Source organism: Mesorhizobium sp. WSM4814 (assembly GCF_055811595.1).
Map to the genome: position 1 here is coordinate 124,297 of NZ_JBVVQT010000015.1, position 24,834 is coordinate 149,130.

A 24,834-nucleotide genomic window follows, 5' to 3' on the forward strand; every position below is an offset into this window, starting at 1 on the left:
AACTGGGCATGACCCTCTCCGCCAAGCGCATCCTGCTCATCATCGGCGGCGGTATCGCCGCCTACAAGGCGCTCGACCTGATCCGCCGGCTGCGCGAGCGCGGTGCCGCCGTGCGTGTGGTGATGACTGCCGCGGCGCAGGAATTCGTCACGACGCTGTCAGCTGGAGCGCTCTCCGCCGACCACGTCTTCACCGGTTTGTTCGACAGTATTGACGAGCACGATGTCGGCCACATCCGCTTGTCGCGCGAGGCCGATCTTGTCGTCGTGGCGCCGGCTACCGCCGACCTGATGGCGAAGCTCGCCAACGGCCATGCCAGTGACCTTGCCTCGACCGTGCTCATTGCCACCGACAAGCCGGTGTTGATGGCGCCCGCCATGAACCCGAAAATGTGGTCGCATCCCGCGACCCGGCGAAACCGGGCGACGTTGCGGAAGGACGGCGTCGCATTCGTCGGCCCGGCAATGGGCGAAATGGCCGAGAGCAACGAGGCGGGCGAAGGCCGCATGGCCGAGCCGCTGGAAATCGTCGCTGCGATCGAGGCGCTGCTCGATATCAGTCCGAAGCCGCTGGCAGGCAGAAAGATCATCGTCACCTCAGGGCCGACGCATGAGCCGATCGACCCGGTGCGCTACATCGCCAACCGTTCGTCCGGCAAGCAGGGCCATGCCATCGCGGCGGCGCTGGCAAGGCTGGGCGCCGATGTGCGCCTCGTCTCCGGTCCGGTCGGCATTGCCGATCCGGCTGACGTCACCACGCTGCATGTCGAAACCGCAAACCAGATGAAGGACGCGGTCGAACAGCTTTTGCCGGCGGACGCGGTGGTGTTCGTCGCGGCGGTTGCGGACTGGCGCAGCGAGACTTCGGCCGGCGAGAAGATAAAGAAGGTGGCGGGCGAGGGGCCGCCGGCGCTGCAGATGATCGAAAACCCTGACATTCTTGCCGGCGTCGGCCATCACAGGAAGCGACCCAGCCTGGTCGTCGGTTTCGCCGCCGAAACGCAGGATCTGGTCAGGAACGCCGAGGCCAAGCTCAGGAAAAAGGGCGCCGATTTCATCGTCGCCAACGATGTATCCCACGAAAGCGGGGTGATGGGCGGCGACCGCAACACTGTGCGGATCGTCTCGAAGGCCGGTGTCGACGAATGGCCCGAGATGAGCAAGGACGAGGTCGCGACGCGGCTCGCCGCCCTGATTGCCGAACGACTGAAGACGATTACTGTCTAGCCGGTCGCTTCCTGCGGCCGGGTTGCCGGCCCCGAGATCCTCAGCGCGGCAAGGCATCCCAGAATCCCGAGTGGCACGAAGGCGAGGAACAGCCAGGTGGCGACATTCGCCGCCGCCTCGCGGTTCAGGCCTTCGGAGAACCGCTGGCGTTGGCGACGATGCCGGTCAACGCGGCACCGACCGCATAGCCGATGCGCTGCATGGTCGGTATGGCGGCGGAAGCGATCGTCTGCTCGCCGTCACTGGCCGACGCGACGATCACGCGTGTGACGAAGGGCCAGGCAATGCCGAAGCCGCCGCCCTGCAGCAAGGCGCAAAACAGGATCAGCGGAATCGAACCGGCCGGCACGGCATAGGCGAAACCGGCGATGCCGGCCGCGATCATCAGCGCGCCGCCGGTGATGATCAGTCTTTCCCGCTCCGGCGGCGCATTGGCAACGAGGATCGACAGGATCGACCAGGCGATCGATTCGGCGGCGATGATATAGCCGGTGGTCAGGATCGGAATGCCATGCAGGCTGGTCAGAAGCAGCGGCCCGTAGACGGTGAAGGAACAGGTCGCCACCGAAAAGGCGGCGACCATGGTCATGCCTGCGCCGACCGGCGAGCGCCATGAGAACAGCCGCGACGGGAACAGCCGCGAGCCCGGCTTCAGCGCATCAATGCGGATGAACAGCGCGAGCCCGATCAGGCCGAGGATGAGCAACAGGGAGGAGCGCAGCAGGGCAATCTCGACACCTGCCGTGGCGATCAGCACGACGCTGACGGCAAGGCAGCCGAGCGCGGCAAAGGGGAAGGGCGGTGCGGTTCCAGTGATCGCCCGCGGCCGGGTCGCCTCGGGCGTGTCGAGCACGATGAAGCTCGCCAACGCCATGGCGGTGCCGCCAAGGGTGAAGACGCCGAAAGCCCAGCGCCAGGAGAGCAATTCGGTCATCAACGCACCGAGCACCGGCCCGCTGAAGGCGGCGACGCCCCAGATCGCCGACATAACGCCGAAAAGCTGCGGCCAGATGGCGCGTGGAAACAGCCGCTCGACCGAGACGAAGGCCAGCGACACCAGCGCGCCGCCGCCAAATCCCTCGATCAGGCGCCCGGCCAGGAACAGCGGCATGGACGGCGCGATGGCGCAGACCAGGGCGCCGGCAGCGTAGAGCAGGGCGGCAACCACCATGTTGGTGCGCAACGCGACATAGCTCACCAGCCGTCCGGCGGCAGCGCCGGCGACGATGGCGCCGAGCTCGTAGATCGCCAGCGACCAACCGACCAGCTGAACCCCGGCGAGTTCGCCGACCATCGCCGGCATCACCGTTGCCACCATGGTTTCGTTGGTGGCGTGCAGCAGGATGCCGAGGCTGATGAAGCAGAAGCGCGCCAGATCGCCGCTCGCCCACAGCGCCCGCCAGTCGACCCTGTTTGTGCTGGTTTCGATCACCCCGCCCTCCCGAACTTTCGTATACGCCGATTAAAGAAATGGTGGAGCGCCCTTCGTCTCCAAATGGCACTTCGGGGATGGGTTGTAAAACCTCAACCGCAGTTGAGCTCAAGCGGTTTTTCGCAGGTGCGCTGAGGGTGCTGATGAAGGCGGGATGTCAAGATTGGCGATCATGGCGTCAGCGATGATCTTCCCTCGCACGGCGGTTCCCCAAAAGTCGTGCGGCGCGGAACAGTTCTATCCTGTTCCGCGCCGCATGCAGAGCTACGCTATGGCGTTCATTTGAAAGAGTGGATCAGTTGCAGTGAGGTGACGGCGACTGCCAGGTTGACGCCGGTCTGCGCCTGTACGTTTAGAGGCTGCAGCGAGAAGGCGCTGTTCAGCCCGCCGACCAGAAGGTTGGCGCCGCCGCCGGTCACAACGCTGGCCTCGGCGTTGACGCCATAATAGCTGCCGGCAAGATCGCCGGCATCACGGTTGCGGGTGGCCGCGAGAACCGCCCAAATCAATTCGCCCTGGTGGGTCCTGCCAACGTCGACGCCAAGCTTGGAAATGACCCCGGTATAGGCTTCCGGGGGACCGCCATGATGAGGGCGAAAGGTGCAGGCCACGCCTTTGTTGGATGTCACGATATAGCCGGTGCCGCCGTCGATGGTGCAGTCGAGCACACCGAGCTGCAGCCTTCCTGCGCTGGCAGGGGCGGCGAGAACCGTAGCGGCGAGGGCGGCGGCACAGGCGAGTTTCTTGATCATGGGAGCGGTCCTTTTCGCGAATAGCCTTGAACAACGGCTAAGCGTCCCGAGCGTTCCGCCGAGAACTTGGCGCGATCAAGGCGTCAGTCGTTGAAAGGTTTCGAAGCCATGCCAAACGGCAGGCCTGCCATGTCAGGCCGAAACGCCGCCGTCGGTCAGACGGCGCTGGTGCGCGCCAGGCCGTCCTTGGCCGGCTGGTAGGTGGGGCTGAGGCGCACGGCCTCGCGGTAGGCTTTTGCCGCCTTCGCCTTGTCGCCGCGCCGCTCGTAGATCAGCGCCTGGTTGGACCAGGCCTCGGCATTCTTGCCGTCGAGCTTGATCGCCATGTTGATATCGGCGAAGGCATTGTCCTCGTCGTTCATGGCGAGATAGGAGAGGCCGCGGCCATTGTAGGGATCGGCGGCGTCCGGCGCCAGCGAGATGGCTGTCGAGAAATCCTCGATGGCGAAAGCGTGCTGGCCCTGGCTCTGATAGATCAGGCCGCGATTATGATAGGCGCGCGCGTCTGTCGTGTCGAGCTGGATCGCCTTCTGGAAATCGTTGAACGCTTCCTGGATGCGGTTGGCTTTGCGGTAGAGATTGCCGCGGCCGATATAGGCGGCGTCATAGTCGGGATTGATCTGGATCGAGCGGTTGTAGTCGGCAAGCGCGGCCGCCTGATCGCCGAGGAAACGCTGGATGAGAGCGCGGTTCGAATAGGCCTGGTAGAAATTCGGATTGAGCTGGATGGCGGTGTTGAAATCCTTGAGCGCCGCCTGATACTGGCCGCCGCGGCCATAGGCCGAGCCACGCACATTGTAGCCTTCCGGATCCTGGGGACTGCGCTGGATGACAGCCGACAGCGAGGAGATGTTCTCGGCCGACCCTTGTGCCTTGTCGATGTTGGTGAATTCGCCGGTCGGGGCTGTCTGGCAGCCGGCGAGCGCCAAGCCAGAAAGCAGGGCTGCCGTCAGGGCGAAGCCGCGCATTGCGGTTCTGCGCTCCACGCTAATTGCGTTCATGTCTGCTCTGTCCTCACTGCCCGCCCGCGCCGTCAGGTCTGTTCCCTCTCCGTACCGGCCCTCTGCGAGCTGGTCGAATTCAAAACAAAAAGGTGGCGGCGATTTCGCATCGCGCCACCTTGGGTATCCTTCGAAAAGGACGAAAAATTGGCGTCAGAACCGCGGCGGACGCGGAGCGCCGGCACCAGCGGCACCAGCCGCCACCGGGCGCGGCGTCATCGGAAGCAGGCCTTCGCGCTGAGCGCGCTTGCGGGCCAGCTTGCGGGCGCGGCGAACGGCTTCCGCCTTTTCGCGGGCGCGCTTCTCAGAGGGCTTCTCATAATGTCCACGCATCTTCATTTCGCGGAAGATGCCTTCGCGCTGCATCTTTTTCTTGAGCGCGCGAAGCGCCTGATCAACATTGTTGTCGCGGACGAGTACCTGCACGGGCAATCCTGTCTTTCGGGTTTTGTTAACAACAGGCAAGTGGCCATAGTCGCTTGCCTCCGCGGCGGTCTACACCACGAATTGTGGCGGCTGATAGCAGAATCATGCCGCTCTGTCCACTGCCGAAACGAAAAACCCGCCTCAGCGGCGGGTCGTCGGCGCAAATCACACCATGCGCAAAGCAATAGCATAACTGCCGTCACAAAGCAAGGAATTACGACCTCTGGTAGCATATTCGCCTGCTCGGGCGGGCTCTCCGCGTCGATGAGCGATCGTTGGCGTTTCTCCGACACCGATAAATTCTTGGCTGCCCCAATCCCGGCAAGACGCTCCGCCCGGCTCTATCAACGAAGGAACCAACCTCGTTCCCCAATGGTTGTTGCGGCGAAACAAGCACAGGGGAAAACCGATGTCAGGCACCCGTGAATGGCTCGTCCAATGGCTCAAGGATGCGCATGCGATGGAGGAGCAGGCCGAAACCATGCTGAACGGCCAGCTCAATCGGCTGGAGAGTTATCCCGAGCTCAGCGAGCGCATCAGGCTGCACCTCGATGAGACGAAGGGACACGCCGCGCGCCTCGGAACCTGCCTGGAAAGACTGGGCGAAGATACTTCCGCGCTGAAGGACGCCGGCGGCAAGCTGCTGGCGATGGCGCAGTCGCTAAGCGGCGTCTTCGCCGGCGACGAGGTGATGAAAGGCTCACTGGCGAGCTACACCTTCGAGCACATGGAGATCGCATCCTACACGATCCTGATCGCAACCGCCGAGTCCCTCGGCGAAACGGAGATCGCCCGGGCCTGCGAACAAAATCTGCGTGAAGAGGAGGCGATGGCCGAGTGGCTGCACAACAAGCTGCCCGCGACTACGGAGCAGTTCCTGGCTCGCTCGGCGTCGGACAGCGACAATGCCAAGCGATGACGACAGCAGGCCGGCGAGCAACGTGAAGCGACCTTCGGTCTGGCGGGCTTACAGCTATGCCTGGATTACCCTCGGCTTCTTCATCATCTCGCTTGTCGGCCACTGGGTTTTCGGCTGGTTCGCCTATCTCGACGAGCAGCGAGCGCTTGGCCAACCGCCCGAATTCGGCGGCTATCTGATCGAGATGAGCCGCGACACGCTTGAGAACTGGCAGTCGGAATTCCTGCAACTGCTCTGGCAGGTCGGTGGCCTGGCGTTCCTGCTCTTCGTCGGATCGCCGCAATCGAAGGAGAGTACCGACCGTATGGAGGCCAAGATCGACGCGCTTCTCAGGCTTGTCGATCCGGAGAAGGGCAAAGAGGCGATTCGCGAGCTGGACCTACAGTATGAAGGCCGCCACACCGACCAGCCGCACGCCCATCGGAACTGACCTGGGGGCTGGAAATGTGGCCCGGGGCCGATCATACTTCGGCCCCGGGCCGGCGGGCTTCCTCTATGCCGTGGCCAAATGAAGCCGCTCGAAGTCCTCGAAGAACTCGCCATAGTCGCAGGTTATTTCCTCCCCCACTGCTATGGCGCGGATCGCGGTTGCCCCACCATGCCGAGAAAAATCCGTGTTCGGCCTTTCGGAATGGTTCATGAAGCGGCCATTGTCGACCTCATAGACGATGAATCCGGGCCGGTCCGGGCTTGGATAGGCATATCTGTCGAGCAATTCCCTGAGGTGGGGCGGCGCAGTCCTATATTTTTCGATCGGGATCAGCCGGTCGAAATCCGGATCGAGCCGCCAGATCGACGCTCCCCTCCTGATCGGCTCGGCGGCGAACACGCCGACGCCCTGGATTGCGCTAGCAGCGATGTAGGTCCTGATCAGCAGCATGTTTTAGGCCCGTCTTCGAACAAGTGTCCGAAGAAATCGCCCAATCGCACTGGAAAGCAAGACCGCTTTTGCGACATTGCCTCACGTCCGATTGATCGAGACCCCGCCATCGGCAAACAGCGCGGTTCCGGTGGTGAAGCTCGATGCGTCGGAAGCCAGATAGAGCGCCGAATGGGCGATCTCCTCAGGCTCGGCGACGCGCTTCAAGGCATGCAGGTTTTCGACGAAGGCTCGCGAGTCAGGTGTCTTGAACGTTGCCGAAGGCGTGTCGGTGCCGCCCGGCAGCAGCGCGTTGACCCGCACGCCTTTGGCGCCATACTCGGCGGCAAGCACCTGCGTCAATCCGATCAGCCCGGCCTTGCTTGCGGCATAGCTGGTCATGCCGGGCATGCCGACGGTATGGCCGACAAAGGTAGAGGTGAAGATCAGCGAACCGCCGCCGCGATCGACCATCGCAGGCACCTGATATTTCGCGCCGAGGAAGGCGCTGGTCAGGTTGGTGTCAAGCGTCTCTCGCCAGCCTTCCAGCGACAGCTCCGAGATTGGACCCATCGTGCCGGTCGAGCCGGCGTTGTTGAAGGCGATATCCAGCCCGCCGAATTTCTCGACTGCCAGGTCGACAAGGGCTTTGGCATACGCCTCGTCTCTGACGTCACCGGCAAGGGCGATCGCCGTGCCGTCGGCGTCCTCGATTTCCGCGACGAGCGCGTCCAGCTCTGCCTGGCGACGGGCAGCGACGACCAGCTTGGCGCCTTCCTCGGCAAAGAGTTTTGCCGTGGCGCGGCCGATGCCGGAACTGGCGCCGGTGACGATGGCGATCTTGTTGGCGAGTGCGAGCATTTTAGCATCCTTCTTTCGCGCCAGCTTTCGCCGGCAATCGGATGCTTGGTCGCAGATCGAGGCGGCACGAGCCACCCGATACCTGAAGGCGTCCGGATGCGTCGTTCGGCTCGTTGCTCGACAGGTCTTTTTGGCCGTGGCGCAAAACGGCAAGCGCCGTCGCAAACAGCGCAAGGGTGGCAGCGCTGTTTCGCTAGTGATACACCTCGCGCGCCGGGGCTCGATTGGATGTCCGGCCGCTATCTGCGAGGCTGGAACGTTGAAGAAATACTCGGTATTCGCCATCGCCCGCGAGGCCATGCGCGGCCACAAGGGCTGGGAGGAACAGTGGTCCTCGCCAGAGCCGAAGAAGGAGTACGACGTCATCATCGTCGGCGCCGGCGGCCATGGCCTGGCCACCGCCTATTATCTCGCCACGGTGCACGGCATCACCAATGTCGCGGTGCTGGAAAAGGGCTGGCTCGGCGGCGGCAATACCGGCCGCAACACCACCATCATCCGCTCCAACTATCTCTACGACGAGAGCGCCGGCATCTACGACCACGCGCTGAAGCTGTGGGACGGGCTCAGCCAGGAGCTCAACTACAACGTCATGTATTCGCCGCGCGGCGTCATGATGCTGGCCCACAATGTGCACGACATCCAGGTCTTGAAACGCCACGTCCATGCCAACCGTCTGAACGGCATCGACAATGAATGGCTGACGCCGGAAGCCGCCAAGGAATTCTGCCCGCCGCTCAACATTTCGCGCGATGCCCGCTATCCGGTGATGGGCGCGACCCTGCAGCGTCGCGGCGGCACCGCCCGCCACGATGCGGTCGCCTGGGGCTATGCGCGCGGTGCCTCGGCGCGCGGCGTCCACATCATCCAGAATTGCGAGGTCACCGGCGTCAAGCGGGCGCCGAACGGTTCGGTCACCGGCGTCGAGACGACGCGCGGCTTCATCGGCGCCAAAAAAGTCGGCGTGGTTGCCGCCGGCCATTCGTCCGTCATCATGGACATGGCCGGCGTGCGGATGCCGCTGGAAAGCTATCCGCTGCAGGCGCTGGTTTCCGAGCCTGTCAAGCCGGTCTTCCCCTGCGTGGTGATGTCGAACACGGTGCACGCCTATATCTCGCAGTCCGACAAGGGCGAACTGGTCATCGGCGCCGGTACCGACCAGTATATCTCCTATTCGCAGACCGGCGGCCTGCACATCCTGCAGCACACGCTTGACGCCATCTGCGAGATGTTCCCGATGTTCACGCGCATGAAGATGCTGCGCTCGTGGGGCGGCATCGTCGACGTGACGCCCGACCGTTCGCCGATCCTGGCCAAGACGCCAGTGCCCGGCCTCTATGTCAATTGCGGCTGGGGCACGGGCGGCTTCAAGGCGACGCCGGGCTCGGGCCATGTCTTTGCCCACACCATCGCCAGGGACGATCCGCACCCGATCAACGCGCCCTTCACCATCGAGCGCTTCCGCACCGGCCGCCTGATCGACGAGGCGGCGGCGGCGGCGGTGGCACACTGATGGTGGCCCGCTTTGTGATGTTGGGCCAGAGGCTTTGCGATCAACCCGCCGGCGCCTGCGTCGGCCACGGCGAATTGTAGGAACAACCATGCTTCTCATCCGCTGCCCCTATTGCGAGGAAGAGCGTCCGGAACTCGAATTCCGCAACGCCGGCGAGGCACATATCGCGCGTTCGGCGGATATGGCCGCGACAAGCGACGACGATTTCGAAAAGTTCTTCTTCATCCGCTCGAATCCCAAAGGCATCATCTATGAGCGCTGGCGGCACATGCATGGCTGCGCGCGGTTCTTCAATGCCGTGCGTGACACCGTCAGCGACAGGTTCCTGATGACCTACAAGGCCGGCGAGCCGAAGCCGGCGAAGCTGCCGGGAGCCTCCGAATGATCGCGAAGTTCCGCATTCCCGGCGCCGGGCGCCTCAAGCAGGCAGAGACCGCGCGGTTCAGCTTCGACGGCCAGTCCTATGCCGGCGTCGAGGGCGAAACGCTGGCCTCGGCGCTGCTCGCCAACGGCGTCCATCTGGTCGGCCGTTCGTTCAAATATCACCGGCCGCGCGGCTTCCTGTCCGCCGGGGCGGAAGAGCCCAACGCGCTGGTTGAGATCAAGCGCGACTCCGCCAGGAGGACACCAAATGTCCGTGCCACCGTGCAGGAGCTCTATGACGGGCTGACGGCACAGTCGCAGAACCGCTGGCCGTCATTGGCCTTCGACGTCAGCGCGCTCGGCGATATCGCCTCGCCGCTGCTTTCGGCGGGCTTTTACTACAAGACCTTCATGTGGCCGAAGTCCGCCTGGAAAAACTTTTACGAGCCCAGGATCAGGGCTGCGGCAGGCCTCGGCGTCGCCCCCGACCAGCCGGATCCCGACCATTATTCGGCGCGCTTTGCCCATTGCGACGTTCTGGTGCTGGGCGGCGGTGCTGCCGGCATCGCCGCCGCACTTGCCGCGGCCGAAACCGGCGTGCGCGTCATCCTTGCCGACGAGCAGGTGGATTTTGGCGGCAGCCTGCATTTCGAGAGTGGCGCTAGGATCGACGGCCAGGATGGTTTTGCCTGGGCGCAAGGTGCAGTCGCCAAGCTCAAGGCCATGGACAATGTCCGCGTGCTGTCGCGCACCACGGCCTTCGGCTATTACGCGCAGAATTTCGTCGGGCTGGTCGAGCGCGTCAGCGACCATCTGCAGAGCCCCGGCCGCGAGCTGCCGCGCGAGCGGCTGTGGCAGGTTCGCGCTAAACGTGGGGTACTGGCGACCGGTGCCATCGAGCGGCACATGGTGTTTGCCGACAACGACCGGCCCGGCATCATGCTGGCGTCGGCGGCGCGCACCTATCTCAACCATTATGGCGTCGCGGTCGGCAGGAATGTCGGCGTCTATACGGCCAATGATTCCGCCTATGCCGCGGCGATCGACCTCAAGAAGGCCGGTGTCGGCGTGGCGGCGATAGTCGACCTGCGTGACAATCCGACGGGATCGCTGATCGACGAGGCGAGGGCGCTTGGCATCGAGGTCAATTTCGGCCGCGCGGTGATCCGCGCCGGCGGCAAATTGCGCGTCTCGTCGATGACCGTGCAGCCGAAGAATGGCGGCGGCGAGCGCACCATCCCGGTCGACGCCATACTGATGTCGGCCGGCTGGACACCGTCGGTGCATCTGTTCTCGCAATCGCGCGGCAAGGTCGCCTTCAACGACGAGACCAAGCGTTTCGTGCCCGGCACCTACGCCCAGGATTGCGTCTCGGTCGGCGCCTGCAACGGCACCGACGGGCTGTCGGCGACGATCGACGAAGCCTATGCGGCGGGCGCCAAAGCGGCGAAGGATGCGGGCGTCAACATCGTCAAGGAAACCAAGCCGAAGGTCGACGCCAGCGAGAGCTGGTCGCGCGGCATGCTGGGTGCGGCGCCCGGCGCCGGGCCGGACACGACAGTAAAAGCCTTCGTCGACTTCCAGAACGACGTCACCGCCAAGGACATCCGCCAGGCGGTGCATGAAGGCATGCGCTCGATCGAGCACGTCAAGCGCTTCACCACCAACGGCATGGCGACCGACCAGGGCAAGACCTCGAACATGCACGGCCTGGCCATCGCCGCCGAGACGCTGGGCAAGCCGATCCCGCAGGTCGGCCTGACGACGTTCCGGGCGCCTTACACGCCGGTGACCTTCGGTTCGATCGTCGGACACGCGCGGGGTCCGCTCTTCGACCCGACCCGCAAGACGGCGATCCATCCGTGGGCCGAGGCTCAAGGTGCGGTGTTCGAGGATGTCGGCCAATGGAAGCGCGCCTGGTATTTTCCCAAAGCAGGCGAGGACATGCACGCCGCAGTCGATCGCGAGTGTGTTACGGTGCGCAAGACGGCCGGCCTGTTCGACGCCTCGACGCTGGGCAAGATCGAGGTGGTCGGGCCGGATGCGGCGAAGTTCATGGAACTGCTCTACACCAATCCGTGGGAGAAACTGGAGCCCGGCCGCTGCCGCTACGGCATCATGCTGCGCGAGGATGGTTTCATCTATGACGACGGTGTCGTTGGCAGGCTTGCACCCGACCGTTTCCATGTGACGACGACGACGGGTGGTGCGCCGCGAGTCATGAACCATATGGAGGATTACCTCCAGACCGAGTTTCCGCATCTCAACGTCTGGCTGACCTCGACCACCGAGCAGTGGGCGGTGATCGCCGTGCAGGGACCGAAGTCGCGAGACATCATCGCGCCGCTGGTCGAAGGCATCGACATGTCGGACGGGGCGCTGCCGCATATGTCGGTGCGCGAGGGCAGGATCTGCGGCGTGCCGACAAGACTGTTCCGCATGTCGTTCACCGGCGAGCGCGGCTTCGAGGTCAACGTGCCGGCCGACTACGGCCAGGCTGTCTGGGAAGCGCTGTGGACCGAGGGCCAGAAGCACGGCGCCTGTGCCTATGGCACAGAAGCGATGCACGTGCTGCGTGCCGAAAAGGGTTACATCATCGTCGGCCAGGACACCGACGGCACGGTGACGCCCGGCGATGCCGGGCTCGACTGGGCGGTCGGCAAGAAGAAGACCGATTTCGTTGGTATCAGGGGCATGGCTCGGCCCGACCTGGTCGCCAAGGGCCGCAAGCAGCTTGTCGGCCTGAAGACCAAAGACCCAAAAGTGGTGCTGGAAGAAGGCGCGCAGATCGTCGGCGATCCGAAGCAGGCGATCCCGATGACGATGATTGGCCATGTCACCTCGAGCTACTGGTCGGAAAATTGCGGCCGCTCGATTGCGCTGGCCCTGGTTGCCGGCGGCCGCGACCGGATGGGCGAGACGCTCTACGTGCCGATGCCCAATGCGACGATCGAGGTGGAGGTCACCGGCATGGTGTTCTTTGACGACAAGGGGGAGCGCCTCAATGGCTAAGGCTGCCGCGAAGGAATCTGCCGCCGCTGCGCCGTCGGTCGAACGCCGGCCGGCTCTCGCCGGTCAGGAGCTTTCCGTAACCGGCGTTACGCTTGCTGTGTTGCCGCCGGCGCAGCGTATTTCGCTGCGCGCGCCGGACGCCTCGGTCGCGGCGCTTTCGAAGGCGCTTGGAGTGAACCTGCCGCGGAAGCCCAAAACCTCGGCGGCAAAGGCCGGGCGCACGGCATTGTGGCTTGGGCCGGACGAATGGCTGGTCATTGACGAGGTGGGAAAAGACCCGCTCGCCGATTGCGCCGAGGTCACAGTGCTGCATTCGGCGGTCGGCATCTCGCATCGCAACGTCGCCATCTCGGTTATCGGTCCAGCGGCGGCGGCGACGATCAATTCAGGTTGTCCGCAGGATCTGTCGCTGGACGTCTTTCCGGTGGGCGCGGCCTCGCGCACCATCCTGGGCAAGGCCGAGATCGTACTGTTTCGCATCGCAGCCGACGCGTTCCGGGTTGAATGCTGGCGCTCTTTTTCCGATTATGTCTTTACTTTCCTATCGGAGGCGGCCGGCGACGCAGCGGCTTAGGATATTCGCTGGGCTCGACCGTTTGCCGGAGCAAGTCGGGGAGAATGTCGATGCCGTCGAAATCCGCGCCGAATCCAGCGGCTCAGAAGACGCCGGCCGTGCGCTCGTTCGAACACGAGCAGCACAAAGAACCAAACATTGAAGAGGAACTCGAGGAAGGGCTCGAGGACACGTTTCCGGCCAGCGATCCGGTGTCGATCACCGGGACTTCGATTCCCGGCGCTCCTGCAAGACCTGGCAAGGCCAAGATCGTGGCCGGAATGAAGAAGCGCAGGAAATAACATTCATCAGGCTCCGGCGAGCCGGGTCGCCGGCCACGAGAGCAGGCGGTCAGGATTTCCTGTCGTCGCTTTGGTTTCGAACGTCAGAACGTGCTGGGCACGATCCACGGGTCGATGTCGATGCCGAGCCGCGGGTCCTTGCTTTCCGTTGAGCCCTTGTGGGTGGCCGCGCCTGCCTTCTCGACCGATCCGGTCGCGCCGCAATCGAGCTTGATGCCGGTGTCGGCGCAGGCCGCGGCCGGCGCCTGTTTGCCAGGCTGACTCTGGTCGGCGAAGGCAGCGCCCGAGAATGCAAGCACTGCTGCGACGGCGAGGATTGTCTTTTTCATGGTCTGTCTCCGGCTGGATGACTGGATTTGTACATGTACGACATAGCGTACATATACGACCGGCGAATATGAAGTTCAAGTCGAAAATTGTACATGTACGAAATTTTGAGTGTGGCGCTAGCCCGCCGGGTCGCGATCCCAGCCACCAGGATCCCACACGCATAGATTGATTCCCCAGGCCTTCGCCCTGTTTCGCTTGCCTGTCAGCTATCCGAAACCGAACAAAAACCCTTCAGCAGTTGACCGGCGTCTCGGTCAGCGGCGGCACGTCCTGCGTGGCCAGAGCGGCAAGCGTGAAGTCGCACATCCGCTTGACGAAAGCCTGCTGGTCGCCGAACGGATAGAAGGGAAAGGTGATCAGCAGCGAGATCGTGCCGTGGCCGACCGCCCACAGCATGGTGGCGATGGCGCGCGGATCGCCCTTCAGCTTGCCGGCTGCGACGCAGGCTTCGACCCTCTTGATCAGCACCTTCATCAACGGGTTGCCCTCCTGCATCTCGGCGAAGGTCCTGCCTTCCGGGGGCTTGACCTTCTCGGTCATGAATATCGTGCGATACTCGTTGGGGTTGCCTAGGCCGAAGGCCGCATATTCGGTCATCACCACTTGCAGCGCCTCGATCGGATCGTCGGCCGGGTGATCCTCGATACGCTTTGCCAGAGTCTTGAACGCGTCCTCGGCCAACGCGAACAAGATGTCCTGCTTGTCGGCAAAATAGGAATAGACCGACATCGGCGCATAGCCGACACGCTTGGCCAGCTTGCGGATGGTGAGGCCTTCATAGCCTTCTTCCTGGACGAGCTTGTGCGCGGCGTCGACAAGTTCGGAGCGCAGTTCGGCCTTTTGTTTCTCGCGGCGTGTCTGGACGCTAAGCGGCAATTTTCGCCTGCCTTCTGTTTGTGGCTGGCTAAATTATATACGCTGTACGGAATCGGACAAGGCGCGGTCAAAAATCGGCGTCCTTCTCAGCCATTTTCGCCCAAACATCGATCACACGTGTTACCCGGCCAGAAACGACGCGACATCCGACTGTTACAACCAGAGGTTAGCTGCGGCCCGGCCAAGAGATTTTGTTGCTAGGGCGAGATGACCATGACCGAGCTTTCTTCCGTTGCGCCAAACGCAGATCCACTTTCTCACGATGCCATGCTGGCCCTCAGGCGGGTGGTCATGGTTGCATGGTTGGCGATCGCGCTCGGATTCGCCATGGAGGCGCTTACTCTGGCTGTCAGGCTTGCAGCGGGTTCTCACCCGGCTACCACCCTGATCCTGATCGAATTGGCGCAAGGCGTGACGTGGGCGTTCTTCGTCTGCGCCGGTCTCAGCCTCGGCACGGCGATCGCCAAGGTACGAGCCTCGCTCGGCGGCCTGATCGCTGCAATCTCGGCACCACTGGCGATGGCCATCGCCAAGGGGTCGCAAAAGGTCATGGTAACTGCTCTTGATGCGGCCACAAAACCGGCCACCCTCTCGCTCACCACGCTGGGCGTGCTGCGGGCGATCGAATATGGCCTGCTCGGCTGGATCCTGGCCTCGCTGGCGTCGAAGGAAAAACCCCGTCCGCTCCATTTTGCGCTGGCAGGCACCGCGATAGGCGCGGTGTTCGGCGGTGGAATCACGGTGCTGACGATTGAGACGGCCGCGGCGAACGGCGTTGCGCTTGAATTGCCGCGGGCGATCACAACCGGCCTCAACGAGATCGTGTTTCCGATCGGTTGCGCACTGGTCGTCTACATTGCCCTGCAGGTCGGCCGGCACATGAAGATGATCTCTGGCGAGGTTCGTTGAGCCGTTCAGGCCGCTTCTGGCTCCCGCTCGATCAATGTCAGCGTCAGCCAGCGCGCGGTCAGCGCCGGCTTTTTCGAGCCCTCGATCTCGATCGTCACGTCATGCGCGGTCTGCACCCACCCCGACGGCCTCACCTTGACGTCGGCCAGCACGAAACGGGTGCGGATGCGCGCGCCGGTCTTCACCGGCGCCAGGAAGCGCAGCGAGTCAAAACCATGGTTGACGCCCATCTTGCTGTTTTCGAGCGGCGGCATGGTCTCGAAGGTCATCGCCGATAAAAGCGAAAGCGACAGAAAACCATGCGCGATGGTGCCGCCGAACGGCGTCTCGCGCTTGGCGCGCTCCGGGTCGCAATGGATGAACTGGTGGTCGTCGGTGGCGTCGGCGAACTGGTCGATCATGCGCTGCGAGACCACCCGCCACGGCGACACGCCGACCTCCTTGCCGACGCTGGCCAGAAGCACATCGAGACTGATCGGTTCCACGCTGATGTCCTCCATTTCAACCGTCCGGAGCGCGAGCGGCTTCATTCCTTGAACAGTGTCAGCCCATGCTGCACCGACTGCCCGCCATCGATCGGCAGGATGGCGCCGGTGATATAGCTGCCGGCACGGCTGCACAAATAGAGCGTTGCGCCGGCAATGTCATCCGGCGCGCCGATGCGACGAAGCGGAACATGGCCGCCGACTTGTCTTGCCTGTTCCTCGCTTGCGGTGGCGAAAGCGGTCATCCGACTCTGGAAGGGGCCGGGGGCGAAGGCATTGACGGTAATGCGGCGGGCGGCGAACTCGATCGCCAAGATGCGCGTCAGATGGTGAACAGCAGCCTTCGAGGCAGAGTAAGAGTAAGCGTCATCGGCCAGCGGCTGCGTGCCCATCACCGAACCCAGATTGATCACCCGGGCCGGATCGGCATCGCTGGCGGCGGCGTCGAGCAGCGGCAGAAGCTCGCGCGTCAGTTGGAAGACCGCCGTGACGTTGACGCCGAACACCCTGGCCCAGGCATGGTAGGGAAAACTTTCCAGCGGCGCCCCCCAGGAGACGCCGGCATTGTTGACCAGGATGTTCAGCCGCTCGGTCCGCGCCTTGACCTCGTCGACCAGCGCCGCGATGCCAGCCTCGCTGGAGACATCGCCGGCAAAGCCCTCGGCCCGGCCGGTGCCGCCGAGGCCGTTCAGTTCATCGGCTACCCTGATGCAGTCCTCGCCCTTGCGCGAGGCGATCATCACGGTGGCGCCGGCCCTGACCAAAGCGGTCGCCGCCATGCGGCCGATGCCGGTCGCAGCCCCGGTCACCAGCGCGGTCTTGCCGGCCACCGAAAACAGCTCGTCCAGATAGGTCATTGCAATTCCCTGGGCTATTCTTCGGTGCTCTTGCTTTGCGCTCTCGGCAAAAGGCTCGCGTTGACAAAGCTATCCGAACTACGATCATCCTTGCCGCGGGTAAAGTGCCAAAGCCGAGGCGATGGAGCGCGTGCTGGCTGACTTGGCCAGTACCGGCGGTACAGTGTGCATCGGGATGTAGCTGCTGAATGATTGCGAAACGCCCACTGCTGTATACCGACCATGCCGAGACTGTCATTCGTGAACGGTCTCTCGACAAACGCTGGATCGAACGTGCTGTGTGGGAACCGGATTGGCAAGCGGCTGATGTGAAAGACACCTCGGTGATACGTCTGTACAAGCAGGTGCCCGAAAATGGCGGCCGCATCCTGCGTGTCGTCTGTGTGGAAACGCCTGAGGAAATCCGTATACTGTCTGCTTACTTCGATCGCGGGGCGAGAAGGCCGAAATGACGCTCAAACTCGAATATGATCCGGAAGCTAATGCTGCCTACATCCGTTTTTCCTCGGAGGCGATCCAGGAAAGCGAGGAAGTTTCCGCAGGCATAGTCCTCGACTATGATGCTGACGGTCACATCGTCGGGATGGAGGTGCTGGATGCCCGAGAACACCTTCCCGCCGCGATCCTGAAGGCAGCCTGACCTACTCGGCCGGCTCGACATTGGTGTAGGCGGCTTGCTCGAGTTCGCGCTTCAGCCGTGACGCCTCTTCCACCTTCGGCGTGACGAAGCGGCCGAGCAGGAGATAGGCGACCGGCGTCAGGAACAGCGTCGAGACGGTGGCCAGACCCAGGCCGCCGACGATCACCCAGCCGAGCGCGATCCGCGCCTCGGCGCCGGCGCCGCTCGCCAGCACCAGCGGCACGCCGCCGAGCACGGTGCAGATCATCGTCATCATCACCGGCCGCAGCCGGATGGTGGAGGCCTGCTCGATCGCCTCACGCACGCCGAGCCCGCGGTCTCGCAACTGATTGGCGAACTCGACGATCAGGATGCCGTTCTTGGCCATCACGCCGACCAGCAGCACCAGGCCGATCTGGCTGTAGGCGTTGAGGCTGGTGCCGCTGAGCAAAAGGGCAAAGATCGCGCAGGCAAGGCCGAGCGGCACCGTCGCCATGATGATGACCGCGCTGACGAAGCTCTCGAACTGAGCGGCGAGCACCAAAAGGATGATGACTAGCGAGAAGCCGAAGATGGTGATCATGGCGCTGTTGGTCTCGCCCAGCGTCGCCGCCTCGGCCAAGGGGACGATGCGGCTGCCCGGCGGCAGAAGCGGCGTGGCGATTGCCTCGGCGCGGGTGAGCGCCTGGCCGAGCGCGAAATCGCCGCTGAGGTTGGAGGTGATCGCCACCGACGGCTGCTGCTGCTCGCGGGTCAGCGAGGGCGGTACGGCGCGCTCGGTCAAAGTGGCGATGGTCGACATCGGCACGAAGCGGCCGTCGGCCGTCTTCAGGAAGATGTTCTCCAAATCGGTCGGATCGTTGATCGGGTTGGTCGTCGAGACGAGCTTCACGCCGTAGCTGCGATCGGCGATATAGACGTCGACGACATCATTGCCGTCGAGCATGGCCTGGAAGGAATCGGCCAGCCTGGTGATGTCGATGCCGAGGTCGGAAGCGCGCTCGCGGTCGATGGCGACGGAAAGCTGGGGCTGCGTCGGGTCGACGGAAAGCCGGGGCGACTGGAAGCGGGCGTCCTTCTGCATCTCGGCGATGATCTTCACCGCAGCGTCGCCGAGCGCCGCACGGTTGTTGCCGACCAGCGCGAACTGCAGGCCGTTGCCGGCGCCGCGAATCCCGAGGCTGTTGGGCTGCATCGGAAAGACGCGCACGCTCGGCACCTGCCGGGTGAGCCGTCTGATGTCGGCCATGATCTGCTGCTGGCTGCGGGTGCGCTCGTCCCATGGCGCCAGTGTCATCACCATGAAGCCGGCGTTGTAGGCGCCGTTGCGGCCGGCGCTCTCGAAGGTGTTGCGGATTTCGCCGGAATCGCGCAGCGGCTGGATCAGTTTTTCGATCTTCTGCATCTGCTGCGTCGTGTAGTCGAGGCTGACGCCTTGCGGCGCGTCGACGCGCATGAGCACGATGGCACGGTCCTCGGTCGGCGTCAGTTCCTGGCGGATAGTGCCAAACAGCGTGAAGGCGGTGGCTGCAAACAGCAGCGCGACCAGGAGCACGATCCACGGCGCATCGAGGCAGGTGCGCAGGCAGCGCCGGTAGAGCCTGTTCAGCGCGCCGCCGATGCGGGCGCCGATGCCGCTGCCGCCTTCGTGATGAAGCGGCGCGACCGACAGCATGCGCGAGGCAAGCATCGGACAAAGGGTCAGCGCCACGACGGCGGACAGAAGCACCGATATGGCGAGAACGAAGCCGAATTCGCGAAACAGGCCGCCGGTCTGGCCGGGCAGGAAGGAGATCGGCACGAAGACGGCGACCAGCGTCAGCGTCGTGGCGATGACGGCGAAGAACACTTCCTGGGCGCCAAGCACGGCCGCGGCGCGTGGCCCCATGCCTTCGTTGCGTCGTCGCACGATATTTTCCAGAACAACGATGGCGTCGTCGACGACCAGGCCCGTCGCCAGCACCAGGGCCAGCAGCGTCAATATGTTGACCGAGAAGCCGGCAAGATAGATGGCGGCGATCGTCCCGATCATGGCGACCGGCATCGCAAGCCCAGGAATGAGCGTCGCGCGCCAGTCGAGGAGAAACACATAGATGACGATCAGCACGATGGAGACGGACAGGCCGAGTGCGATCTCGACCTCATGCACCGCGCCGTTGACGAAGACCGCATCGTCGCTGGTGACCTTGATCGACATGCCCTGAGGCAGATCCGCCTGCAGCGCGGCGACGGCGGCCCTGACGCCGGTCGAAATATCCAGCGTGTTCGATTCCGCCTGGCGGATGATGCCAAGACCGATGCCGGTCTTGCCGTTCGAACGCAATGTGGTCTGACCGATGTCGGGGCCGAGCGTGACGGTGGCGACGTCGCGGATGCGGGTCGTGCCGCCGATGATGATGTTTTCGAACTCCTCCGGCGTGGTCACGTCCGCCGTCGGACGCACGATCAGATCCTGGTTGGTCGTGGTGATCGAGCCGGCAGGCGAATCGAAAGCGACCGAGGCCAGCGCTGTCCTCAGGTCGGCGACGGTGAAGCCCAGGCCGGCGAGCTTGTTCTGATCGACATCGATGCGAAATATCTTGTCGCGGTCGCCATAGACCTGGACGTCGGCTACGCCAGGCACCGCGGCAAGCTCGTCCTCGATCTGGTCCTGGACCAGCACCGTCATGTCCTGCACCGACATGGTGTCGGAGGTGACAGCCAGCCGCATCACCGGCTCGGAATTGGCATCGGCCTTGACGATGCGAGGCGCATCCGCCGTATCCGGCATTTGGTCGGCGACGCGGCCGACGCCATCGCGCACATCGGAGGCGGCGACGTCGAGGTCGACGCCGTCGTTGAATTCGATGGTGACGCGGCTTGTGCCGAAGGACGAGGTGGACGAGATCGACTTCACACCAGAGACGCGGGCGACCGCGCCCTCAATCACGTCGGTCAATTCGCGGTCGACGGTTTCGGCTGCAGCGCCTTCAAAGGTCGTGTTGACGGTGACGACGGCGCGATCGACATCCGGCAGTTCGCGGATTTCGACACCGTAAAAGGCAGCAAGGCCGGCGACCGCGATCAGCGTGTTCAAAACGAAGGCCATCACCGGCCTGCGGATGAACAGCGCGGTGAATCCTGTGTCGCTGGCTGCGTTGTTGGTTGCGGTCATCAGCCGTCGGCGTCCGCGGCGCGCAGTTGTTCGCCGGCGATGCGGACCTCGCCGCCTTCGCTGACACTCTGGGTGCCCTCGGTCACCACCATGTCGCCGCTGACGATCGGGGCATCGATCAGCACGGTCTCAGTGTTGCGCTGGATGATGCGCACCGCAACCCGCTTGGCCTTGCCGTCCACGATGGTCCAGATATAGGCGCCGTCCGAACCCCATTGTATCGCCAGCGGACTGACCGCAGGATAGCTGTCGCCGGGGAACTTCATGGTGATCTGGAAGGACATGCCGGCACGCAGCGAATCGGCCGGATTGGCGATCTTTGCCTTGACCAGAAGGGTACGGCTGGCTTCATCGATGTGGTTGTCGATGGCGGAGACCGTGCCGGTATAGGCTTTGTTTGGGTTGGCGATTGGCGTCGCCGACAATTGCGCGCCGACTTTGACGACGGCGGCGAAGCGCTCCGGCACCCAGAATTCGACCAGTATGCTGGAGCGGTCGTCAAGGGTGGCGACCGCCGACTGGCTGGTCACATAGTTGCCGGCTGATATCGGCAGGATGCCGACGACGCCGGCGATCGGCGCGACGATCGAGCGGCGCTGCAAGGCCAGTTCCGCATCGCGAAGCGCCAGCTTGGCATTGGCCAGCACCACCTCGGCATCGGCAACGGAGACCGCCGTCGCAGCGTTGGAAGCCCGCAACGATTTGACCCGGTCGAGCTTGGCCTGCGCGTCCTGCAAGGCAACCTTTGCGCGGTCCTGTGCGATCACCTCGGTGTCGGAATCGAGGGTGGCAATGATCTGTCCTTTTTCGACATGGGCGCCGGACTCGACCAGAAATTCGACCAGGCGGCCTGAACTGTAGGGATTGACCGTCACCGAGGCGTAGGCTCGGCCGGTGCCGATTGCCCGCAGGCGATCATTGATGACGGCCGTGGCCGCCGGCAATGCGACGATAGTCGCCAGTTGGCCGGCGTCGCTGCGGCGGCCCGCTTGCCCGGCGTTGTCGACGGCGCTCGTCGCTGTCGGAGGCGTCGCGGCATCAGCCCATTCGATGCCCCAGCGCGCCAGCACATCCGGCGCGCCTGGAAAAAAGCGAACCCAGGCGGCCGCGGCCGCGACGAGGATCACAAGTGAAAAAACGATCTGTTTCCAGGCGGCCATCGGCACTCCGGTTGGCAAGATCCCGTCTACGCTTCCCAAGCTGAAGTAGACGCGACAGCACCCTCCGACACAGGGGATGGCCCGTCGATATCAAAGCTTTATGGCAATTCTCCCGCTCGCTTGCACATTAAATCGGTGTAACGTTGATAGGGCCTACGCTTGAGTCAAACTGGCTCAGCCGGCTGAGCCAATGGGGTAGTGGTCAGTTTGAAACAATCGTTGCGGTGGAAGAAGCGCATGGTAGGCAGGATCGACTTCAGATGCTCGCTTTGCTGTCAATCCTCTTCAAATCGAGCCGCGGAATGAGAAAGTCCAAAAATGCTTTAACTTTGGGGGGCTGAACGCCGCCTCCAGGCCGGATCGCATAGAGGGTTGGTTCGGGCCCTGCCCACTCGGGTAAGACACGAACCAGTCTCCCAGCGGCAACGTCCGACTTGACGCGCACATGGTTGGTCATGAACAGACCAACTCCCTCCAGCAGGAACCCGTGAAGAGCCTCTGGATCGCTGGCAACGGCCACTGCTCGTACTTTGAACTGGGACCGCTCGCCGCCACTCGATAGGGGCCATTCTACTGCCGGACGATTGAAATAGAACTCTGTCAACAGGCAGGCATGTTCCGTCAGCTCCGATGGATGCTGTGGCGTCCCCGCACGTTCCAGGTAGGTCGGGGCCCCATAGATACCCATCGGCAATGCGCCGAGCCGCCGAGCCGTGAGCGTGGAATCGGGCAGGGTGCCTTCCTGGAGCCGGAAAGCGATGTCTATGTCCTTGGCGACAAGGTCGACGACCTCGTGCCCAAGAAGCAGTTGCGGGAACACCTCTGGATAGAAGCGGCGAAACTCGGTGAGCAGCGGAGCGAGGACGCGAGTTGCCAGCCAGTACGAGGCGGCAATCCGAAGCCATCCGCGCGGATGTTGCTGCAACTCCGCCACTGCGTTCTCCGCATCCTCCAGATTCTTCACCACTCGTTCGCAGTGCTGGAAATATACCGCTCCCGCTTCAGTCAGCTTCAGGCTGCGGGTTGTCCGATTCAGCAGTTGTGTCCGCAGTCTGGATTCCAGCTCCTGCACCTTCCGGCTGACCCGTGTCTTCGGCACCTTGAGCACGTGCGCTGCCGCTGTGAAGCTCCCTTCCTGCACCACCTTTACGAAAGCGACCGTATCGCTGAAGTCGCGCAGCATATGAGTCCTCCAGCAAGTTCGGATTGTCTCTCATTTTGAGACATTGATGTCCTAATCCGCTCGGTAATCAAGTCAGGTCCGTCAGGGTAGATCATGATTGTCCTATCAACAGCAAAACCAACTGGAGAACTGCCATGATCAAATCCCTAGCGATCGCCGTCGGTGCGCTGACGCTTTCGGTAACTGCTGCCGACGCACAAAGCGCGCCGCTCCGCAACGTCGTTCTCGTCCACGGCGCCTTTGCCGACGGAGCTGGATGGCGAGGCGTCTACGACCAACTAACAAGTCGTGGCTACAAAGTCTCGATCGTCCAGAACCCGCTCACGTCGTTCGAAGACGATGTCGCCGCAACGCGTCGCGTGCTCGCCCGGCAGGATGGGCCCGCCATCCTCGTCGGTCATTCCTACGGTGGCACGGTAATTACAGAAGCTGGCAACGCTGCCAATGTTGCGGGCCTCGTCTATGTCGCTGCCTTCGCTCCAGATGTCGGTCAATCCACGCTGGACCAATATGCCGAAATTCCTCCGCCGCCGAACTTTCAGCCTGACGTGCAGCCCGATGGCTTCGCGTTCCTGAAGATTGAGACGTTTAAGGCCGGCTTTGCTGGGGATACCAAGGATGCCGATGCCGCATTCCTGCGCGACTCCCAAGTGCCGATCGCTATGAAGGCGCTTGAGGCCAAGGTGACGACGGCGGCGTGGAAGACCAAGCCAAGCTGGTACGTTGTCGCGACTGAGGACGGCGCTATTGCGCCCGAACTGCTTCGGAGCACCGCCGATCGTATCGGGGCGGTCACCACCGAGGTCAAAGGCAGCCATGTGGTATTCCTTACCCAGCCACAGGCCGTAGCCGACGTCATCGAACAGGCTGCCAAGGGTGTGGTGCCGGGCGATACCGCGGTGGCACCGAACTGACATCGCCCAAACGTAGCTCTGAGCCACGGCCAAGAGCGCAAGTGGGAACGTGCAAAGATACTGGAGCAGCCGGGAGCGTCATCGACGTCCCCGGCACTATGACAGGAAGGCCTGATTTACGGCTCGGTAGCGCCGTCGCTTTGAGACGCGACAGCGCTAATGCGCCGCTGAACTCAGTTTGACCACGCAGCCGGGCAGAGCGCTTTACGTCGCGTGTGCGCCGCCGGGTACGACGACACCGGACATCGCGATTCCGGCGGTTGCCGGATCTTCCTTCAGCACCGCGTCCGCGAGCGAGACCACGCCCACCAGGCGCTTGTCGCGATTGAGGACAGGCAACCGCCTGACCTGGATGTCACCCATATTCTGGGCGACGTGCTCGATATCTTCGTCCTCGAAGCAGTATTTGACATCCTTGGTCATCACGTCGCGGACCGTGGCATTGCCGTCCTTGCCCTCGGCGACCGCACGCACGACGATGTCACGATCGGTGATCGTTCCGACGAGTCGGTCGTTTTCTCCGACTGGCAGGAATCCGACATCGTCAACCGCCATGCGTTTCGCGATTTTCTGCAACGACTCGCCAGGACTGGCGAGATGAACGTTGGGGGTCATTATCTCAGCGACTTTCATGGTGAATCTCCCTGTTCGCGCCCAGAACGGCATCAACGCCGGCAGTCGTCGAGCGAGATTGGTCTGGAAGACGTATTGAGGGCCTCAGGCCTGTCGCGCTGCGACGCTCGCTCGGCGGCCTCGTTCTTCGCTGATGGAACTAACAGCCGGGCCGAATGGTTCCAGCCGTTTGGCCGCGCCGGCATAGATATTCGCCGGAACCATCGGGCTCCGGTCCCGTTTGCCGTAAATACCGCCTTGCAGACCGGACATGGGCGGCGTGACCCTTGAAGCTTCCCGTTTTGTTCCCATATAGGGTGAGAGGACGGGAGACGGTTCGTCCGCCGGGTCCCGGGCGGAGACATAGGTAACAAATCGCACCTAAGACATGGTGTAGTGCGCCCCTGAACTGAGACGCCAAAAGCGTAACAGTTCTCCGCAAAAAAGATTGAAATCGTTGTTGACACTTTGGCTGGGCGCCGACTATATACGCCTCACCAACGAGGGCGGCGCGCC

General features: G+C 63.2%; 25 protein-coding genes and 1 pseudogene. 12 read left to right on the forward strand and 14 right to left on the reverse strand.

Going from position 1 to position 24,834, the window contains the following annotated elements:
• Positions 1–8: 8 nt before the first annotated feature.
• The gene (gene coaBC / locus AC0L2V_RS21700) at positions 9–1,226 is read left to right on the forward strand and encodes a bifunctional phosphopantothenoylcysteine decarboxylase/phosphopantothenate--cysteine ligase CoaBC (protein WP_473521150.1); all 1,218 of its coding nucleotides are present in this window, start codon (positions 9–11) and stop codon (positions 1,224–1,226) included.
• Here coaBC and AC0L2V_RS21705 read toward each other — a convergent pair.
• From AC0L2V_RS21705 to rpsU, 4 genes and pseudogenes are all read right to left on the reverse strand, one after another.
• Positions 1,223–2,658, reverse strand: a pseudogene (locus AC0L2V_RS21705) (MFS transporter). The gene coaBC and the pseudogene AC0L2V_RS21705 overlap by 4 nt on opposite strands.
• A gap of 278 nt (positions 2,659–2,936) precedes the next feature.
• Complete coding sequence (locus AC0L2V_RS21710) at positions 2,937–3,410, reverse strand: DUF992 domain-containing protein (protein WP_128173536.1); 474 nt, start codon at positions 3,408–3,410, stop codon at positions 2,937–2,939.
• A gap of 155 nt (positions 3,411–3,565) precedes the next feature.
• Positions 3,566–4,411 carry a tetratricopeptide repeat protein gene (locus AC0L2V_RS21715; protein WP_473494290.1) on the reverse strand — a complete coding sequence of 282 codons (846 nt, stop codon included), beginning with the start codon at positions 4,409–4,411 and terminating at the stop codon, positions 3,566–3,568.
• A gap of 153 nt (positions 4,412–4,564) precedes the next feature.
• Complete coding sequence (gene rpsU, locus AC0L2V_RS21720; protein WP_023675331.1) at positions 4,565–4,837, reverse strand: 30S ribosomal protein S21; 273 nt, start codon at positions 4,835–4,837, stop codon at positions 4,565–4,567.
• 409 nt (positions 4,838–5,246) lie between these two features.
• On the opposite strand from rpsU, the gene AC0L2V_RS21725 reads away from it, so the two are divergent.
• Together AC0L2V_RS21725 and AC0L2V_RS21730 are read left to right on the forward strand one after the other, a co-directional pair.
• Positions 5,247–5,756 carry a YciE/YciF ferroxidase family protein gene (locus AC0L2V_RS21725; protein ID WP_473521151.1) on the forward strand — a complete coding sequence of 170 codons (510 nt, stop codon included), beginning with the start codon at positions 5,247–5,249 and terminating at the stop codon, positions 5,754–5,756.
• Positions 5,743–6,186 carry a DUF6766 family protein gene (locus AC0L2V_RS21730; RefSeq protein ID WP_051505608.1) on the forward strand — a complete coding sequence of 148 codons (444 nt, stop codon included), beginning with the start codon at positions 5,743–5,745 and terminating at the stop codon, positions 6,184–6,186. Before AC0L2V_RS21725 ends, AC0L2V_RS21730 begins: the two co-directional genes overlap by 14 nt.
• A gap of 63 nt (positions 6,187–6,249) precedes the next feature.
• On the opposite strand, the gene AC0L2V_RS21735 is transcribed toward AC0L2V_RS21730, so the two are convergent.
• Both AC0L2V_RS21735 and AC0L2V_RS21740 read right to left on the reverse strand, forming a co-directional pair.
• Entirely contained in the window at positions 6,250–6,636 is a 387-nt protein-coding gene (locus tag AC0L2V_RS21735; protein WP_473521152.1) for an SET domain-containing protein, read from the reverse strand.
• Between the two features lie 81 nt (positions 6,637–6,717).
• A complete protein-coding gene (locus AC0L2V_RS21740; RefSeq protein ID WP_473521153.1) occupies positions 6,718–7,476 on the reverse strand; it encodes an SDR family oxidoreductase in 759 nt (252 codons plus the stop codon).
• A 259-nt stretch (positions 7,477–7,735) separates the two neighbouring features.
• Here AC0L2V_RS21740 and AC0L2V_RS21745 point away from each other — a divergent pair, with 259 nt between their 5' ends.
• The 5 genes from AC0L2V_RS21745 (at position 7,736) to AC0L2V_RS21765 (ending at position 13,219) form a co-directional block, all read left to right on the forward strand.
• Complete coding sequence (locus tag AC0L2V_RS21745; protein ID WP_091600443.1) at positions 7,736–8,989, forward strand: sarcosine oxidase subunit beta; 1,254 nt, start codon at positions 7,736–7,738, stop codon at positions 8,987–8,989.
• A gap of 88 nt (positions 8,990–9,077) precedes the next feature.
• Entirely contained in the window at positions 9,078–9,374 is a 297-nt protein-coding gene (locus tag AC0L2V_RS21750) for a sarcosine oxidase subunit delta (protein WP_023797525.1), read from the forward strand.
• Entirely contained in the window at positions 9,371–12,364 is a 2,994-nt protein-coding gene (locus AC0L2V_RS21755) for a sarcosine oxidase subunit alpha (protein WP_473521154.1), read from the forward strand. The genes AC0L2V_RS21750 and AC0L2V_RS21755 overlap by 4 nt, the downstream gene beginning before the upstream one ends.
• The gene (locus AC0L2V_RS21760) at positions 12,357–12,938 is read left to right on the forward strand and encodes a sarcosine oxidase subunit gamma (protein ID WP_473521155.1); all 582 of its coding nucleotides are present in this window, start codon (positions 12,357–12,359) and stop codon (positions 12,936–12,938) included. The genes AC0L2V_RS21755 and AC0L2V_RS21760 overlap by 8 nt, the downstream gene beginning before the upstream one ends.
• 50 nt (positions 12,939–12,988) lie before the next feature.
• Positions 12,989–13,219 carry a hypothetical protein gene (locus AC0L2V_RS21765; RefSeq protein WP_023797528.1) on the forward strand — a complete coding sequence of 77 codons (231 nt, stop codon included), beginning with the start codon at positions 12,989–12,991 and terminating at the stop codon, positions 13,217–13,219.
• 83 nt (positions 13,220–13,302) lie between these two features.
• Here AC0L2V_RS21765 and AC0L2V_RS21770 read toward each other — a convergent pair whose 3' ends face one another.
• The gene (locus AC0L2V_RS21770; protein ID WP_473521156.1) at positions 13,303–13,548 is read right to left on the reverse strand and encodes a DUF680 domain-containing protein; all 246 of its coding nucleotides are present in this window, start codon (positions 13,546–13,548) and stop codon (positions 13,303–13,305) included.
• Positions 13,549–13,780: 232 nt separating this feature from the next.
• Positions 13,781–14,425: a TetR/AcrR family transcriptional regulator gene (locus AC0L2V_RS21775; protein WP_287178966.1), complete on the reverse strand. Its 645-nt coding sequence runs from the start codon at positions 14,423–14,425 to the stop codon at positions 13,781–13,783.
• A gap of 291 nt (positions 14,426–14,716) precedes the next feature.
• Between AC0L2V_RS21775 and AC0L2V_RS21780 the strand changes: the two genes are divergently transcribed.
• Positions 14,717–15,334 carry a hypothetical protein gene (locus AC0L2V_RS21780; RefSeq protein WP_473521157.1) on the forward strand — a complete coding sequence of 206 codons (618 nt, stop codon included), beginning with the start codon at positions 14,717–14,719 and terminating at the stop codon, positions 15,332–15,334.
• Between the two features lie 5 nt (positions 15,335–15,339).
• Here the strand turns inward: AC0L2V_RS21780 and AC0L2V_RS21785 are convergent, their stop codons facing one another.
• Both AC0L2V_RS21785 and AC0L2V_RS21790 read right to left on the reverse strand, forming a co-directional pair.
• Positions 15,340–15,834, reverse strand: a complete 495-nt coding sequence (locus AC0L2V_RS21785; RefSeq protein ID WP_268929563.1) for a MaoC family dehydratase — start codon at positions 15,832–15,834, stop codon at positions 15,340–15,342.
• A gap of 26 nt (positions 15,835–15,860) precedes the next feature.
• Complete coding sequence (locus AC0L2V_RS21790) at positions 15,861–16,676, reverse strand: SDR family oxidoreductase (protein WP_473521158.1); 816 nt, start codon at positions 16,674–16,676, stop codon at positions 15,861–15,863.
• Positions 16,677–16,864: 188 nt separating this feature from the next.
• Here AC0L2V_RS21790 and AC0L2V_RS21795 point away from each other — a divergent pair, with 188 nt between their 5' ends.
• Together AC0L2V_RS21795 and AC0L2V_RS21800 are read left to right on the forward strand one after the other, a co-directional pair.
• A complete protein-coding gene (locus tag AC0L2V_RS21795) occupies positions 16,865–17,128 on the forward strand; it encodes a DUF4258 domain-containing protein (protein ID WP_473510697.1) in 264 nt (87 codons plus the stop codon).
• Positions 17,125–17,316 (forward strand): DUF2283 domain-containing protein, encoded by a 192-nt coding sequence (locus AC0L2V_RS21800; protein ID WP_473510696.1) that lies wholly within the window; start codon positions 17,125–17,127, stop codon positions 17,314–17,316. The genes AC0L2V_RS21795 and AC0L2V_RS21800 overlap by 4 nt, the downstream gene beginning before the upstream one ends.
• A 1-nt stretch (position 17,317) precedes the next feature.
• Here the strand turns inward: AC0L2V_RS21800 and AC0L2V_RS21805 are convergent, their stop codons facing one another.
• From AC0L2V_RS21805 to AC0L2V_RS21815, 3 genes are all read right to left on the reverse strand, one after another.
• Positions 17,318–20,449, reverse strand: coding sequence for an efflux RND transporter permease subunit (locus tag AC0L2V_RS21805; RefSeq protein WP_473510694.1), 3,132 nt, complete (start codon positions 20,447–20,449; stop codon positions 17,318–17,320).
• A complete protein-coding gene (locus AC0L2V_RS21810; protein ID WP_473510693.1) occupies positions 20,449–21,609 on the reverse strand; it encodes an efflux RND transporter periplasmic adaptor subunit in 1,161 nt (386 codons plus the stop codon). The genes AC0L2V_RS21805 and AC0L2V_RS21810 overlap by 1 nt, the downstream gene beginning before the upstream one ends.
• Before the next feature lie 256 nt (positions 21,610–21,865).
• Positions 21,866–22,792: a LysR family transcriptional regulator gene (locus tag AC0L2V_RS21815; protein WP_473521159.1), complete on the reverse strand. Its 927-nt coding sequence runs from the start codon at positions 22,790–22,792 to the stop codon at positions 21,866–21,868.
• 134 nt (positions 22,793–22,926) lie between these two features.
• Here AC0L2V_RS21815 and AC0L2V_RS21820 point away from each other — a divergent pair, with 134 nt between their 5' ends.
• Positions 22,927–23,706, forward strand: coding sequence for an alpha/beta fold hydrolase (locus tag AC0L2V_RS21820; protein ID WP_091600430.1), 780 nt, complete (start codon positions 22,927–22,929; stop codon positions 23,704–23,706).
• 204 nt (positions 23,707–23,910) lie between these two features.
• On the opposite strand, the gene AC0L2V_RS21825 is transcribed toward AC0L2V_RS21820, so the two are convergent.
• Positions 23,911–24,339: a CBS domain-containing protein gene (locus AC0L2V_RS21825; RefSeq protein WP_091600429.1), complete on the reverse strand. Its 429-nt coding sequence runs from the start codon at positions 24,337–24,339 to the stop codon at positions 23,911–23,913.
• Between the last annotated feature and the right edge of the window lie 495 nt (positions 24,340–24,834).